The organism is Streptomyces sp. BJ20 (assembly GCF_022869105.1).
GTDB classification, from domain to species: Bacteria; Actinomycetota; Actinomycetes; order Streptomycetales; family Streptomycetaceae; genus Streptomyces; species Streptomyces griseoincarnatus.
Window position 1 is genome coordinate 4467880 of the sequence record NZ_CP094918.1, and the last position, 14718, is coordinate 4482597.

Annotated in this window: 13 protein-coding genes; 7 read left to right on the forward strand and 6 right to left on the reverse strand. The window is 74.2% G+C overall.

The window, feature by feature from the left end:
* Positions 1-128 precede the first annotated feature (128 nt).
* From MTR79_RS19975 to MTR79_RS19985, 3 genes are all read right to left on the reverse strand, one after another.
* Positions 129-683 carry a PadR family transcriptional regulator gene (locus tag MTR79_RS19975; RefSeq protein ID WP_048456533.1) on the reverse strand — a complete coding sequence of 185 codons (555 nt, stop codon included), beginning with the start codon at positions 681-683 and terminating at the stop codon, positions 129-131.
* A gap of 31 nt (positions 684-714) precedes the next feature.
* Positions 715-2730 carry an NADPH-dependent 2,4-dienoyl-CoA reductase gene (locus tag MTR79_RS19980; RefSeq protein ID WP_244791604.1) on the reverse strand — a complete coding sequence of 672 codons (2016 nt, stop codon included), beginning with the start codon at positions 2728-2730 and terminating at the stop codon, positions 715-717.
* 122 nt (positions 2731-2852) lie between these two features.
* Positions 2853-3224 (reverse strand): hypothetical protein, encoded by a 372-nt coding sequence (locus MTR79_RS19985; protein ID WP_086701878.1) that lies wholly within the window; start codon positions 3222-3224, stop codon positions 2853-2855.
* Between the two features lie 254 nt (positions 3225-3478).
* On the opposite strand from MTR79_RS19985, the gene MTR79_RS19990 reads away from it, so the two are divergent.
* Positions 3479-5548, forward strand: coding sequence for a SpoIIE family protein phosphatase (locus MTR79_RS19990; protein WP_086701879.1), 2070 nt, complete (start codon positions 3479-3481; stop codon positions 5546-5548).
* Between the two features lie 741 nt (positions 5549-6289).
* On the opposite strand, the gene MTR79_RS19995 is transcribed toward MTR79_RS19990, so the two are convergent.
* Positions 6290-7102 carry a putative protein N(5)-glutamine methyltransferase gene (locus MTR79_RS19995; protein WP_244791606.1) on the reverse strand — a complete coding sequence of 271 codons (813 nt, stop codon included), beginning with the start codon at positions 7100-7102 and terminating at the stop codon, positions 6290-6292.
* A gap of 524 nt (positions 7103-7626) precedes the next feature.
* Here MTR79_RS19995 and MTR79_RS20000 point away from each other — a divergent pair.
* The 5 genes from MTR79_RS20000 to MTR79_RS20020 all read left to right on the forward strand — a co-directional run bounded on the left by MTR79_RS20000 (position 7627) and on the right by MTR79_RS20020 (position 11745).
* On the forward strand, positions 7627-8232 hold the full coding sequence (locus MTR79_RS20000; protein WP_244791608.1) for a sulfite oxidase-like oxidoreductase: 606 nt from the start codon (positions 7627-7629) through the stop codon (positions 8230-8232).
* Between the two features lie 4 nt (positions 8233-8236).
* Positions 8237-8992, forward strand: a complete 756-nt coding sequence (locus tag MTR79_RS20005; protein ID WP_086701884.1) for a ferredoxin reductase — start codon at positions 8237-8239, stop codon at positions 8990-8992.
* A gap of 182 nt (positions 8993-9174) precedes the next feature.
* Positions 9175-9756: a hypothetical protein gene (locus MTR79_RS20010; protein ID WP_086701885.1), complete on the forward strand. Its 582-nt coding sequence runs from the start codon at positions 9175-9177 to the stop codon at positions 9754-9756.
* A gap of 139 nt (positions 9757-9895) precedes the next feature.
* Positions 9896-10864 (forward strand): acetylxylan esterase, encoded by a 969-nt coding sequence (locus MTR79_RS20015; RefSeq protein ID WP_244791610.1) that lies wholly within the window; start codon positions 9896-9898, stop codon positions 10862-10864.
* Between the two features lie 122 nt (positions 10865-10986).
* Positions 10987-11745 carry a GntR family transcriptional regulator gene (locus MTR79_RS20020; protein WP_086701888.1) on the forward strand — a complete coding sequence of 253 codons (759 nt, stop codon included), beginning with the start codon at positions 10987-10989 and terminating at the stop codon, positions 11743-11745.
* Here the strand turns inward: MTR79_RS20020 and MTR79_RS20025 are convergent.
* Positions 11715-12512: a thioesterase family protein gene (locus tag MTR79_RS20025; protein ID WP_244791612.1), complete on the reverse strand. Its 798-nt coding sequence runs from the start codon at positions 12510-12512 to the stop codon at positions 11715-11717. The two genes, MTR79_RS20020 and MTR79_RS20025, sit on opposite strands and share 31 nt — an antisense overlap.
* Before the next feature lie 68 nt (positions 12513-12580).
* A complete protein-coding gene (locus MTR79_RS20030; RefSeq protein WP_086701890.1) occupies positions 12581-13327 on the reverse strand; it encodes a class I SAM-dependent methyltransferase in 747 nt (248 codons plus the stop codon).
* 167 nt (positions 13328-13494) lie between these two features.
* Here MTR79_RS20030 and MTR79_RS20035 point away from each other — a divergent pair, with 167 nt between their 5' ends.
* Positions 13495-14658, forward strand: coding sequence for a serine hydrolase (locus tag MTR79_RS20035; RefSeq protein ID WP_244791614.1), 1164 nt, complete (start codon positions 13495-13497; stop codon positions 14656-14658).
* The last annotated feature ends 60 nt before the right edge of the window (positions 14659-14718 follow it).

Consider the following 14718-nt stretch of genomic DNA (forward strand, 5'->3'; position numbering starts at 1 on the left):
GGGCGCGGGGAACTGAGCGCCCAGCCTTCACCGGCCCGCACGTGTGCGACAACGGCACCACCCCCGAAGGGGCGCGGGGAACTGAGCGACCAACCCCCACGCACCCGCACGCACCCGCACGCAGGCGACTACCCCTCCCGCCCCCGCACATCCAGCTCCGCGAACTCCGCCAACGCGTGATCGAGCCACTGCGTCCAGAACGTCTCCAGATCAATACCGGCCCGCAGCACAAGATGCCGCAGCCGATCCTCCGCCCCACCCCTCCCCGGAGGGAAATCCCTCCGCTCGATCTCCCGATACGTCTCCAACTGCCGCTCATGCAGCTCCCGATGACGCCGGAGATCGTCCTCCAGCCCTTCCGTCCCCACCACGGCGGCGGCCCGCAGCCGCAGCAGCAGTGCGTCCCGGTGCGGCTTCGGGTCCTGGGACGCGGCCGTCCACCGGGCCAGCTCCTCCCGCCCCGCGGGCAGCACCTCGTACGCCTTCTTCTGCCCGCGCGCGGGCTGTTCCGAGGGGAGGGCCCGGATCAGGCCCTCCCCCTCCAGCTTCCCCAGCTCCCGGTAGATCTGCTGATGCGTCGCGGACCAGAAGTAGCCGATCGACCGGTCGAAGCGGCGGGTCAGCTCCAGCCCCGACGACGGCTTCTCGAGCAGGGCGGTGAGGATCGCGTGCGGGAGTGACATGCGCTCATCCTAGGGACGGCCCGGACCCGCCCTAGAGGGCCGCCGCGAGCTCGGTGCCCTGCTTGATGGCGCGCTTGGCGTCCAGTTCGGCGGCCACGTCGGCGCCGCCGATGAGGTGGACGGGGCTGCCCGCCGCGACCAGCTCCTCGTAGAGGTCCCGGCGCGGTTCCTGGCCGGTGCACAGCACGACGGTGTCGACCTCGAGGACGGTGCTCTCCTCGCCGACGGTGACGTGCAGTCCGGCGTCGTCGATCCGGTCGTAGCGCACGCCGGGAACCATGGTGACGCCGCGGTGCCGGAGCTCGGTGCGGTGGATCCAGCCGGTCGTCTTGCCGAGCCCCGCGCCGACCTTGGAGGTCTTGCGCTGGAGCAGGTGGACGGTGCGCGGCGCGGCGGGCCGCTCGGGTGCGGCGAGACCGCCGGGCGCGCGGTAGTCGAGGTCGACGCCCCACTGGCGGAAGTACGTCTCGGGGTTCTCGTGCGCCTTGTCGCCGCCGTCGGTGAGGAACTCGGCGACGTCGAAGCCGATGCCGCCGGCGCCGAGGATGGCGACGCGGTCGCCGACGGGCGCGCCGTCCCGCAGGACGTCGAGGTAGCCGACGACGCTCGGGTGGTCGACGCCGGGGATGTCGGGGACGCGGGGGGTGACGCCGGTGGCGACGACGACCTCGTCGTAGCCGGTGACGTCGCCGGCGGTGACGCGCGTGTCGAGGCGGACGTCGACGGCGAGGTCGGCGAGGCGGGTGCGGAAGTAGCGGAGGGTCTCGTCGAACTCCTGCTTGCCGGGGACCTTGCGGGCGACGTTGAGCTGCCCGCCTATCTCGCTGGCGGCGTCGAAGAGGGTGACGTCGTGGCCGCGTTCGGCGGCGGAGACCGCGCAGGCGAGCCCGGCCGGTCCGGCGCCGACGACGGCGACGCGCTTGCGGCGGCGGGTCGGGGAGAGCACCAGCTCGGTCTCGTGGCAGGCACGCGGGTTGACCAGGCAGGAGGTGATCTGGCCGCTGAAGGTGTGGTCGAGGCAGGCCTGGTTGCAGCCGATGCAGGTGTTGATCGCCTCGGGGCGGCCGTCGGCGGCCTTGGCGACGAAGTCGGGGTCGGCGAGCATCGGGCGGGCCATGGACACCATGTCGGCGGTGCCGTCGGCGAGCAGCTGCTCGGCCAGCTCGGGGGTGTTGATGCGGTTGGTGGTGACCAGCGGGACGGACACCTCGCCCATGAGCCGCTTGGTGACCCAGGTGTAGGCGCCGCGCGGGACGGAGGTGGCGATGGTGGGGATGCGGGCCTCGTGCCAGCCGATGCCGGTGTTGATGATCGTGGCGCCGGCCGCCTCGACCGCCTTGGCGAGGGTGACGACCTCGTCGAGGGTGGAGCCGTCGGGCACCAGGTCGAGCATGGAGAGCCGGTAGATCAGGATGAAGTCGTCGCCGACCGCCTCGCGGACACGGCGGACGATCTCGACCGGGAAGCGCATCCGGTTCTCGTACGAGCCGCCCCAGCGGTCGGTGCGGTGGTTGGTCCGGCGGGCGATGAACTCGTTGATGAGGTAGCCCTCGGAGCCCATGATCTCGACGCCGTCGTAGCCGGCCTGCCGGGCGAGGCGGGCGGCGCGGACGTAGTCGTCGATGGTCCGCTCGACGTCGGCGTCGGTGAGCTCGCGCGGCGCGAAGGGGCTGATGGGCGCCTGGAGGGGGCTGGGGGCGACCAGGTCCCGGTGGTAGGCGTAGCGGCCGAAGTGCAGGATCTGCAGGGCGATGCGGCCGCCCTCGCGGTGGACGGCCGCGGTGACGACCCGGTGCTGCTCGGCCTCCTTCCCGGAGGTGAGCTTGGCGCCGCCCTCGTAGGGGCGCCCCTCGTCGTTGGGGGCGATGCCGCCGGTGACGATGAGGCCGACGCCGCCGCGGGCGCGCGCGGCGTAGAACTCGGCCATGCGGGAGAAGCCGCCCTCGGCCTCCTCGAGACCGATGTGCATGGAACCCATGAGGACCCGGTTGGGCAGCGTGGTGAAGCCCAGGTCCAAGGGGGTCAGCAGGTGGGGGTAACGGCTCATCTGGCCCTCCGTGCGCGGTGTGGTGCCTGTAGTTGTAGGGCACGCGCACCGGCTTATGCAACTAGTTGCATAATGGAGGTGACGGAGGGCACAGCGTTCCGGCCCGGCTCATCCGCCGGCACTCACCTGCTCTCGAGACGGACGTGCAGTTCGCGCTCCTGGTCGCCGGAGACCTTGCTCAGGTCGCTCACCCGGAACAGGTCGTCCAGCGCGGTGCGGAACCGGTCGATCGCCCAGTAGCCGCCGTGCGCGTCGGCGTCGACCGAGGAGGACAGCCGCGCGGGGCGCGCCTCCCCTTCGTGCGCGTCGGCCACGTCGAACGTGCCGAGCCAGACCGTGGGCCGGGTCTCGTGCAGTTCCTCGGGCACGTCGTCGGCGCACCGGTCCGACGAGAAGCAGGCGCACAGGGTGTCGAAGACGATCCTGGCGTCGTCCTTGCTGCATCCGCTGATCTCGACCGACACGGATTCCGGGTGCGTGGGCTCGCTGACCATCGTGATCGCTCCTCTCGGGGTCGCCCCGCCGTCCCCCGCCCTACCTCAGCAAAGCACCGCACGCCGGAACGCACTACCCGCGCACCCCCCGCGCGCTCCTCCCACGGTGACGCGGGCGCGGTCACCGGCCAGGATGGGGGGAGAGCAGGAACGGGACGACAGGAGCGGCGGAAAATCGCCCTCGCGCGCGGTAGAACAAAGGGACGGCGGCGCGGCGACGGCGTGCCGCGGACTCGGCGAAGGCGGGGCGTGGGATGAGCGCAGCGTGGTCACTCCCGGCCGGCGGGGACGGTCCGGCGCGTCCCAGCGGGCTGCTCGACGTCCTGCGCGTGGCTTCGATCGTCCTGGACGCCGAGGGACGGATCGTGCTGTGGAGTCCCCAGGCGGAGGAGCTGTTCGGCTACACCGCCCAGGAGGCGCTGGGCCGGTACGCCGCCCGGATCATGGTGCACGAGGAGCACCTCGATCTGGTGAAGAAGCTGTTCACCGAGGTCATGCGCACCGGGCGGAGCTGGGCGGGGGCCTTCCCGGTCCGGCGCAGGGACGGCGGGACCCGGCTGGTGGAGTTCCGCAACATGCGGCTGCTGGACGACCAGGGGCAGGTGTACGCCCTCGGTCTCGCGGTCGACCAGTCGACGGTGCGGCGGCTGGAGCAGGACGTCGCGCTGTCCACCCGGATCGTCGCCCAGTCCCCCATCGGTCTCGCCGTCCTCGACGCGGATCTGCGGTACGTGTCGGTGAACCCGGCGCTGGAGCAGATGAACGGCCTGACGGCCGACGAGCACCTGGGCCGCACGATGCGGGAGGTGCTGCCGCTGGTGGACGCGGCGGACATCGAGGAGGCGGCCCGGGAGGTGCTGCGGACCGGGCGTCCGGTGGTGGACCGGTCGATGACCGGCCGCACCCCGGCCGACCCGGACACCGACCACGCCTGGACGGTGTCCCTGTACCGGCTGGAGAACACCCTCGGCACGGTGCTGGGCGTGGCCGTGTCGGTCGTGGACGTCACCGACCAGTACCGGGCGAACGCCGAGGCGGAGACGGCTCGCCGCCGGATCGCGCTGATCGCCGACGCCTCCGCGCGGATCGGCACCACGCTGGATCTGGACCGCACGTCCGGCGAGCTGGCCGACGTGGCCGTCCCCGAACTGGCCGACGCCGCCGCGGTGGACCTGCTCGACGCGGTCGTACGGGGCCGGCGCACCGTCCTCGGCCCGGCCGAGCCGGCGCTGATGCGGGCGCTGGCGGTGCGCTGGGTCGACGCGTCCGACGCGGTGCCGGCCGCGGACCCGCCGGGCGAGGTGATCCGGTACGCGCCGGACCGGCTGATCACCGAGTGCGTGCGTACGGGGCTGCCGGTGATGGTGCCGCAGGCCAAGGACGAGGACCTGCTGCGGATCGCCCGCTCCCCCGAGGCCGCCGAGATACTCGCCCGGGCCGGCGTCCACTCGTACCTGGCCGTGCCGCTGATCGCGCGCGGGGAGGTGCTGGGCGCGATCGACCTGATCCGGACGCGCAACCCCCGGCCGTTCGACGAGGACGACCTGCTGCTCGCCCGGGAGCTGGCCTCGCGGGCGGCCGTACAGATCGACAACGCGCGCTGGTACCAGAACGCCCGCGACACCGCGCTCACGCTCCAGCGCAGCCTGCTGCCCAGTCATCCGTCCGTGACGGGCGGGCTCGAGGTCGCCTCCCGCTACCAGCCGGCGGGCGCCACCAGCGAGGTCGGCGGCGACTGGTTCGACGTGATCCCGCTGGACGACGACCGTACGGCGCTCGTGGTCGGCGACGTGATGGGCAGCGGCATCCCGGCCGCCGCCACGATGGGCCGGCTACGGACCGCCACCCACACGCTGGCGTCTCTGGGACTCGACCCGGCGGTGCTGCTGGAACACCTGAACCGCATCACCGTCGAACTCGACGAGGCCATCGCCACCTGCGTCTACGCCGTCCACGACCCCCGCGGGCGGCGCTGCGTCATCTCCAACGCCGGTCATCTTCCCCCGGTCCGCATCCGCGCCGGCGGGACGCCCGAGCTGCTGGACCTGCCCACGGGCGTGCCGCTGGGCGTGGGCGGGGTCGCCTTCGCCACGACCGAGGTCGACCTGGAGCCGGGCGACCGCCTGGTCTTCTACACCGACGGCCTGGTGGAGACCCGCCGGGACCCCCTGGACGCCCGCCTGGACCGTCTCCTCACCCTCCTCGACACCCCGTCCCGCTCCCTGGACGACGTCTGCGAACTCCTCCTCCGCACGCTGCACGAGCCGGACAACTTCGACGACGTGGCGTTGCTGATCGCCCGGGTGACGACGTCCGGGGACTGAGCAGGCGGGGCGCCACGGGGACGCGCCCCGCGAAGGTCACCCACGACGGATCCCTGGGGCGCGGCGCCCTGCCAGGACGCCGCAGGACCCCTCCGGCCCGGAGCCCCGAGCCGGGCCGCGGAGCCCTGGCCTACGGGCAGCCTGGGCCGCCACAGCCGCGTGCCGCGCGAGCACCGCCCCCTCCCCGCCCGAGGGCGGGCGACTCACCGGACGTGGAGCACGCAGGAGCCGGGCGGTCCCTCCCCCGCGGTAGACCCCGCCGCGCCGGCGGAACAGCCACGCCGAGGACCGGCCGTCGGGCGGCCCGACCACACGACCGCCTGCCGAACAACCCACCCCACCACCGGAGCCGCAGCGCGCACAACGAGCCGGGGGGTCCGCCCCTCGGAACCGACCCGCCGTGCGAGGCGAGACAGCCACGACGGGAACCGGCCGTCAGACTGCCCGACCACACAACCGCCTACCGAACAACCCACCCCACCACCGGAGCCGCAGCGCGCACAACGAGCCGGGCGGTCCGCCCCTCGGAACCGACCCGCCGTGCGAGGCGAGACAGCCACGACGGGGACCGGCCGTCAGGCGGATCGGTGGCCCAGCCCCGTGCGGCGCACACGCCGAACCCCTCCCCGTACGGCCGGGCAGCACCCGCGCCTCCCCCAGGCCCGTGGCGCGAGGCGCCGGGCGGCTCAGCGGAAGACGGTTCCGAGGTCCAGGTCCGGGCGTGTCAGCGCGTACCCGTCCTCACGGCATTCTGCCGATCACCACCCGCGCCGGGCGCTCCTCGCAGACCGCCAGGCGGGCTTCGAGGCCCGGCTCGGTGAAGGCGGACAGCGCCTCCGGGGCCTGGTGCGGGCTTGTCTCGATCAGGAGGTGGCCGCCCGGGGCCAGCCACGCCGGGGCCTCCGCGGCGACGCGGCGGAGGATGTCGAGGCCGTCCGCGCCGCCGTCGAGGGCGACGCGGGGCTCGTGGTCGCGGGCCTCCGCCGGGAGGAGCGCGATCTCGTCGCTGGGCACGTACGGGACGTTGGCGGCGAGGATGTCCACCCGGCCCCGCAGCCGTGCGGGCAGCGCGTCGAACAGGTCGCCCTGGTGGACGTGGCCGCCGAGGGACGCGACGTTGCGGCGGGCGCAGCTCACCGCGGCCGGGTCGATGTCCGCGGCGTGCAGGGACGCCGCACCCAGTGCGGCCGTCAGCGCCGCGCCGACCGCGCCCGAGCCGCAGCACAGGTCCACCACGACGGAGGCGTCCGGCGCGAGGGCGAGCGCCTGCTCGACGAGGAATTCGGTGCGCCGGCGGGGTACGAACACGCCCGGTTCGACGAGGATCCGCCGGCCGCCGAACTCGGCCCAGCCGACGACGAGTTCGAGGGGCAGTCCGGCGGCGCGGCGGGCGACCATGCCATCGACGGTGCCGGGGTCGCCGTCCGCCGCGGCGAGGATCATGTCGGCCTCGTCCTCGGCGAAGACGCAGCCCGCCGCGCGCAGCGTGGCCGCGACCGCGTCACGGGACGGGAGGGCGGGAGAAGGAGGGGAAGGGTCGGAACGGTGGGGCAAGAGCCTGGCCTTTCGGGGTCCGAAGGGCGCTCTCGGGGTCACCCGCTCCGGGTGGACCGTGTCGCTCCGAGGTGAGAGCACCCGACCTGACAAGCGGTAATGGGTCTCACCTCCTCGGTGGACGGCCGGGTCGGTCCGCGGCCGGACGGCCACCCTACCCGACGATCATCACGGGGATACGGCGCCTCCAGGGGCGCGGGATGTGTCGCCGCGGGCGGCTGGGCTGAGCGCCGTGGCGAAAGTGCCGGCCCGGAGGGGCGCCTCCAGCAGCGCCCCCTCAGGGGCGCGGGGAACTGCCGCGACAAGCCACCGACGGCCCGCAGCCGCCCCTCGACGCCAACGAAACGGCAGGGACGCGCCCCCAGCACGTGCAGGGGGCGCCCGAGTCCGTGCACAGCACGTGCAGAGGGCGCCGGAGTCCGTGCACAGCGCCACACCGCCCCGTACCGCGCGCGACCGCGCACACCCCGTACCGTGGGGCGAGGAAACGCACCAGCACCACCCGCAACGGAATCGCCGATCACGTGAACATCACCCGAGGCTTCACCGGCCGCCCTCGCGTGCACAACCCCGGGCTGCCGCCCGGCCAGTACGACGCGCGGGACGAATGGCCCGTCCTGTCCGCCGAGGTCACTCCCGACCTGGCGCCCGAGGACTGGACCTTCCGGATCGACGGCCTGGTGGCCGAGCCCCGCACCTGGGACTGGGAGGAGGCCCACGCGCTGCCCGCCGACGCGTACGAGGGGGACATCCACTGTGTGACGGGCTGGTCGAAGTTCGGCGTGCGCTTCGGGGGCGTTTCGCTGGACGCCTTCCTGGACCAGGTCCGGCCCCTTCCGTCGGCCACGCACGTGGTGGCGTACGCGCACACCGGGTACACCACGAACCTCCCCCTCGCCGACGTGACCGGCGGTCGCGCCTGGATCGTCTGGGAGTACGGCGGCGAACCGCTGCCCGCCGAGCACGGCGGCCCGGCGCGGCTGATCGTGCCGCACCTGTACTTCTGGAAGAGCGCCAAGTGGATCGCCGGACTGCGGCTGCTGGACCACGACGAGCCGGGCTTCTGGGAGACCAACGGCTATCACGCGCGGGGCAACCCGTGGGAGGAGCAGCGGTACTCCGGTGACTGAGCAGATGACACGGCCGGCGGCGCCGGCCACACGGTTCGCCGTGCCCGGGCGCATCGGCGTGAGCGAGCAGACCGCGTCGGTGTGGCGGACGGCCACGCTGACGGAGATCCGCCGGGAGACGCCCCGCGTGTCGACCTTCCGGTTCGCGGTGCCGGGCTGGCCGGGGCATCTGCCCGGCCAGCACCTGATGGTGCGGCTGGTCGCGGAGGACGGGTACACGGCCCAGCGCCACTACTCGATCGCCTCGGCGCCGGACGACTCCGGGCACATCGAGCTGACCCTCGACCGGGTGCGGGACGGCGAGGTCTCCGGCTGGTTCCACACGGTGGCCCGCCCCGGCGACCGGATCGAGATGCGCGGCCCGCTCAGCGGCTTCTTCGCCTGGCCGGGCGACCGGCCCGCGCTGCTGCTGGGCGCCGGCTCGGGCGTGGTCCCGCTGATGTCGATGGTGCGGCACCACCGCGCCCGCGGTCTGACCTTCCCCCTGCGCCTGCTGGTGTCGGCGCGCGGCCCGGAGGACCTGATCTACGCGGACGAGTACGGGCCGGAGACCACACCGGTGTTCACGCGGACCGCCCCGGAGGGCACGGCGGTCGGACGTATGGCCGCCGCACATGTGGCGCCGCTCCTGGCCGAGCAGCCTCCCGGTGGGTGGGAGGCCTATGTGTGCGGTTCCAACTCCTTCGCCGAGCACGCCTCCCGGCTGCTGGTGGCCGCGGGGCAGCCGGTGGAACGCATCCGCATCGAGCGCTTCGGCTGACCCGGCCTCACCCGCCGTACGGGCGACGCGCGGCCTGCGTCGTTTCGCGCGCCCGCCGCCGGGGCACCCGGCCCGGACCAGTTCCGCGCGTGACGTGAGACGCGTCCCGGAGCCGCTGGGTCCGCCGCCGCGTTCGGCCCGTCACCCCCACGGCTGCGGTGGACGGCGAGGGGAGGCGAAGGATGCGAACGCGGGTGCTGTCCCGGCGGCGGCGCGGACCGCTGTGCCGCCGGTCGGACGTCGTCGAGGCGTGGACGGCGGTGGCCGTGGCCGTGCTGTTGTGCCTGACGGTGCCGCTCGCGGGCGTGCTCACCACCCGGTGGACGTACGCGGACGCGCGGGCGGCCGCCGACGAGCAGCGCGCCGACCGCCACCGGGTGCGCGCGGAGGTCCTGGAGCGTCCCTCGAAGGCCCACGCCTCGTCCGGGTCCGAGCGGCGGCACGCCACCCGGGCGACCGTCCGCTGGACGGACCCGGAGGAGGGCACCCGGACGGCCACGGCACGGGTCCCGGCGCATGTCCGCCCCGGCGAACCGGTCCACGTCTGGCTGGACTCCCGGGGCCGCGAGGTGCTGCCGCCGGTCGACGACGCGTCGGTGTGGCAGTACGGGATCGGCATGGGCACCCTGGCGGCCGGCAGCACGGCGGCCGTGCTGCTGCTCGCGCACCGCGCGGTGCGGCGGGTGGCGTTGCGGCGCCGGCTGGAGGAGTGGGAGCGGGACTGGGCCCGTACCGGTCCGCTGTGGACGCACCGCGGCGTCTGAGCCACCGTGGAGCCCCACGCGGAGCAACCGCTTTCCCCACCACTCACCAGCGTCTTCTCCCCCGCACCCTGGCGGGCCGCCGCATGATCCACGTAGCGTGTCCTCGCTTCGCACGGTCCCTTCACGAAGGCGGTCCCAGATGGCCCTGTTCGACCTTTCCCTCGACAAGCTGCGCGCGTACCGCAGCGCGTCCACGGAGCCCGAGGACTTCGACGCGTTCTGGTCCGGCACGCTCGAGGAGGCGCGCCGGTTCGACCTGGACGCGCGGTTCGAGCCGGTCGACACGGGGCTGACGACCGTGGAGGTCTTCGACGTGACGTTCGCCGGGTTCGGCGGCCATCCCGTCAAGGGCTGGCTGACCCTGCCCGCCGGCGCCGCCGAACCGCTGCCGCTGGTGGTGGAGTTCGTCGGGTACGGCGGCGGCCGCGGGCTGCCGCACGAGCACCTGCTGTGGGCGTCCACCGGCCGGGCGCACTTCGTGATGGACACCCGCGGGCAGGGCAGCGCGTGGGGCGGGGGCGGTGGCACCGAGGATCCGGTGGGGTCCGGTCCTGCGTTCCCCGGCTACATGACGCGCGGCATCGACGCACCGGAGACCTACTACTACCGCCGGGTGTTCACGGACGCGGTGCGGGCGGTGGAGGCGGCGCGCTCGCACCCGTCGACCGACGCGAGCCGGACCGTGGCCACGGGCGGGAGCCAGGGCGGCGGCATCACGATCGCGGTGGGCGGCCTGGTGCCGGATCTGGCGGGCGTCGCGCCGGACGTGCCGTTCCTCTGCGACTTCCCGCGCGCGACGACGCTCACCGACCGCAACCCGTACCGGGAGATCGGCAGTTTCCTCAAGACGCACCGCGGCCGTGCGGCGGACGTGCGGCGCACCCTGTCGTACTTCGACGGCGTGCACTTCGCCGCCCGCGGCACCGCGCCCGCGCTGTTCTCGGCGGCGCTGGAGGACCAGACGTGCCCGCCCTCCACGGTGTTCGCCGCCTTCAACGCCTGGGCGCACGAGGACAAGACGATCGAGGTGTACGACTTCAACGACCACGAGGGCGGCGGCCCCTACCAGGAGGCGGCGCAGCTGCGCTGGATGCGGGACCGCGTCTGACGGACCGCACGGTTCCGGCCGAACTGCCGGACCGGGCTTCCCTGTTGGTGTAGACCAATGCTAGATGTGGTGGCTCAACGAGCCCGCACGGCCACGGAACGTCACCAACAGGAGGGCGCGGCATGGCCCGCACCACCCCGCACCAGCATGTCCATATCCGCCGGACCCTCACCGGCGGGGAGCCGCTGTACCGGAGGGTCGCCGCCGAACTGCTCGGCGAACTGCGCACCGGCACCGTCCCGCCCGGCGAACGGCTGCCGGGCGAGCGCCGGCTGGCCGAGCACTTCGGGGTCAGCCGGGAGACCGTGCGGCAGGCGCTCCAGCTGCTGCGGCGGGAAGGGCTGGTCGCCACCGACCGGCGGGGCAGCCATGCCGCGCTGCCGGGCGTGCCGGCGGGGGCCCCGACCGCCGCCGGTTTCCCGCTCGGCGCGCGGCAGGCGGGGCGGGACACGGTGGCCAGGGCCACCGTCGCCTGGGAGGTCCCGCCGCCCGGCCACGCCGAGCACCTGGGACTGGCGCCCGGCCGGCCCACGCTCGTGCACCGGTACTGGTCCGCGTCACCCGGCGGGCGGGAGCAGCGTACGGCGGTGACATCGTTTTCCGCGGTGGCGCTCGCGGAGGTGGAGGAGCTGGCCCGCTACCGCGACCGGGCCGACGGCACCGGCGCCGCCGAACTGCTCCGGTGCTACGACTGGATGCGCCGGGCGGGCCTGTCGCTGCACCACCGCGACACGATCACCCGCATCGAGGGCACGCCGTCGGTGCGGGTCACCCGGCAGGTGCACGACCAGCACGCCCGGCCGCTGGAGCTGACGGACCTGGTGATCGACGCCCAGCAGGACGCGTTGGTCTACGAGTTCATGGTGCCGGCCGCGGTCTGAGGGGTCAGCGGCTCGCGCACCACGCGGGCCTGCCGTGCGGCGGCGAGCAGCCGTCGGTCCGCCGACCACACGGCGCTGTCGTCGACGGCCCAGCCGCCGCCCGCGTGGTCGGTGCGGATGCGGACCAGGCTCCAGCCGTGCGCGGGGCCGTCGTCGAGGGCGTCGGTGAAGTGCACGGTCATCTCGGCGGTCGGGACCGGGCGCGGTGTGTGCCAGCGGGCATAGAGGGCGGGCGGCAGGACGTCCGCGAGTGTGGCGACACCTGCCGCGTCCACCGGCCGGTCGTCCCGGAAGCGCACCCAGGCGACGAGCACGGCCCGGGGTCCGCCGGCCAGCGGGAGGTCGGCGGTGGCGGGGCGTATCTCCAGCTGGCGGGCGAAGAGCGCGAGATCGGCGGGGAGTTCGACGGGGAGGCAGTCGTCCGGCTCCGGCACCTCGGGCGCGGTGAGGCCGGCGTGCGCGGGGCCGCCGCGGCCGTGTCCGAACAGCGCGGAGCCGAGGACGACCGGCTCGCCGTCCTGGTGCCCGGTGAAGAGGCAGGTGGCGGTGCGCCGGCCGGCCGCGGGCGCGGTTCCGGAGAAGCGCAGCGGGCCGGTCCCGACCGGGGCCAGATAGTGCGTGGTCAGCGAGCGCACCGGCCGGTCCCCGCCGGTGTACGAGTCGCGTACGGCGGTCAGCGCCGCACCGGCGACCCAGCCGCCGTGCATGCCCTCCCAGGACCACCAGCGGGGATCGATCTGCGTCGCGTCATAGGCAGTCGTCGTCACGCGAGCCACTCTAGGCTTGTGAGTTGGAAAATCCAACGGATTCCCGCGGGTGAGTTCGGAACACAGACTCAGTGCGTGCCCGGCGACCGCCCCTCCCCCTTCTCCGCCACGAGCAGCCGCACCCGCGGGCTGCCGTCCCGGCGGCGGCCGAACTCGGGGAGGGCGCAGAAACTCACGCGGAACCCCGCGCGCTCCAGTCCGTGCCACAGATCGCCGAAGCGCACGGCGCGGTAGTACATGACGAACGGCGGGCGCCATACGGCGTTGCGCACCCGCATGACGGTGTCGAAGCCGAGCAGCATCGCGTGGACCGGGGAGCCGGGCCGGGGCGGCGCGACGACCGGGAGGACGAAGCGGCCACCGGGCCGCACCACCTTGTGCACCTGCGCGAACAGCCCCGGCAGTTCGGACGGCAGGAAGTGCCCGAGCGCCCCGAAGCTGACCACGAGGTCGAACTCCGGGCCGAACGGCAGCGCCCGCGCGTCCGCCCGCACCCAGGACACGTCGGGTCCCTCGGGCCGCCTGCGCGAGCGGGCGACCTCCAGCATCCCGGTGCTGAAGTCCACGCCGGTGACGGCGTCCCGGCACACCTGACGCAGCACGTCCACGCCCGCGCCGGTGCCGCAGCACAGGTCGAGCCCGGTGCCGTAGGGGCCGGACTCCAGCAGTGCGGCGACGGTGGCGTCCAGCACGGAATCGGGGGTGCGGAAGGGGGTGTGGTCGAACTTCGGGGCGAGGAGGTCGTAGCCGCGCTCGACGGACGACAGCGCCTGGACGGCCAGTTCGCTCAGTCGGGGGCCTTCGGGGCTGAACATCCGCCCAGCCTAGAGCGCGGGGTCCCGGGCCGCCTCGGGACTTGCGCACGCCGGGGTCGAACGTGCCCGCCGGGCCGCCGCAAGCCGGGAAGAGCATCCGAGTGCTCGCGCGCGGCTCCCGGCCGGGGCAGCGCGGCGATCGGGACACCCCTTCCTACGTTTGCGATATGACTATCGGATTTGCTTCGCGGGCTGCCGTGTCGGGGTGCGTACTCTGCGCGGCGGGCCTGCTGGCGCTCGCGCCCGCCGCGGCGACCACCGGACCCGGCGTCGATCCCGGACCGCGGACGACGGACGCACCCGCGTCCCTGCTGTACCGGCCCGGCACGCACGTCCGTCCGCGCGCGGGGGCGCCCGAGGTCCCGGACCTGTCCGCCCGCTCCTGGCTGATCGCCGACGCCGACACCGGCACGGTGCTCGCGGCGCACGACGCGCACCGCAAACTGCCGCCCGCCAGCACCCTCAAGACGCTGTTCGCGCTGACCGTGATGCCGGCCCTGCCGTCCGGCATCCGGCACCGCGTCGCCCCGGAGGAGTTGGAGGGCATCGGGCCCGGGAGCAGTCTCGTCGGGGTCGCCGAGAACCGGACGTACCGCGTCTCGGACCTCTGGAACGGGGTCTTCCTCAACTCCGGCAACGACGCCGTGCACGTCCTGGCGGCCCTCAACGGCGGCTGGCGGGTCACGGCCGAGCGGATGGAGGAGAAGGCGCGGGCCCTGGGCGCCCGCGACACCCGGGTGAAGTCGCCGGACGGCTACGACGCGCCCGGTCAGGTGTCGTCGGCGTTCGACCTGACCGTGTTCGGCCGGGCGGGGCTGCGCAGCCCCGAGTTCGCGGAGTACTGCGCGCGGGCGGAGGCGATCTTCCCGGCCCGTGACGGCGGCACCTACCCGATCGTCAACACCAACCGGCTGCTCACCGGGGCGGACGGGGTGGCCCCGTACCGGGGGCTGATCGGCGTGAAGAACGGCTACACCAGCCACGCGGGCAACACTCTGGTCGCGGCCGCCCGCCGCGACGGCCGGACCCTGGTGGCGACGGTCATGAATCCCCGCTCGGACGACGGACACGCGGTCTACGAGGAGGCGCGCGCCCTTCTCGACTGGGGCTTCGAGGCGGCCGACCGCGTCGACCCGGTCGGCTCCCTGGACGCCCTGCGCAGCGCCCCGCCGGGCGGCCCGGAGGCGGACGCGGTGGCGGTGCCGGCGCCCCGCGAGGACGACCCCCACGACCGTCCGGTGTGGTGGACGATCACCGGTGCGGGCCTGCTGGGCGGGGCGGGGGTGGCGGTGTACCTGCGGCTCAGATGGGGGCCGGTGCCGCAGGACTGAGGACGTCCGGGCTTCCCCTCGGCCCACTGCCGGAGGCCGCACCGGCCAGGTCACCCCGCT

Excerpts from the sequence above, each read along its gene's own strand:
- MTR79_RS19975 (WP_048456533.1), bottom strand. The coding sequence starts at position 683 with ATGTCACTCCCGCACGCGATCCTCACCGCCCTGCTCGAGAAGCCGTCG.
- MTR79_RS19980 (WP_244791604.1), bottom strand. The coding sequence starts at position 2,730 with ATGAGCCGTTACCCCCACCTGCTGACCCCCTTGGACCTGGGCTTCACC.
- MTR79_RS19985 (WP_086701878.1), bottom strand. The coding sequence starts at position 3,224 with ATGGTCAGCGAGCCCACGCACCCGGAATCCGTGTCGGTCGAGATCAGC.
- MTR79_RS19990 (WP_086701879.1), top strand. The coding sequence starts at position 3,479 with ATGAGCGCAGCGTGGTCACTCCCGGCCGGCGGGGACGGTCCGGCGCGT.
- MTR79_RS20005 (WP_086701884.1), top strand. The coding sequence starts at position 8,237 with ATGACACGGCCGGCGGCGCCGGCCACACGGTTCGCCGTGCCCGGGCGC.
- MTR79_RS20010 (WP_086701885.1), top strand. The coding sequence starts at position 9,175 with ATGCGAACGCGGGTGCTGTCCCGGCGGCGGCGCGGACCGCTGTGCCGC.
- MTR79_RS20015 (WP_244791610.1), top strand. The coding sequence starts at position 9,896 with ATGGCCCTGTTCGACCTTTCCCTCGACAAGCTGCGCGCGTACCGCAGC.
- MTR79_RS20020 (WP_086701888.1), top strand. The coding sequence starts at position 10,987 with ATGGCCCGCACCACCCCGCACCAGCATGTCCATATCCGCCGGACCCTC.
- MTR79_RS20030 (WP_086701890.1), bottom strand. The coding sequence starts at position 13,327 with ATGTTCAGCCCCGAAGGCCCCCGACTGAGCGAACTGGCCGTCCAGGCG.
- MTR79_RS20035 (WP_244791614.1), top strand. The coding sequence starts at position 13,495 with ATGACTATCGGATTTGCTTCGCGGGCTGCCGTGTCGGGGTGCGTACTC.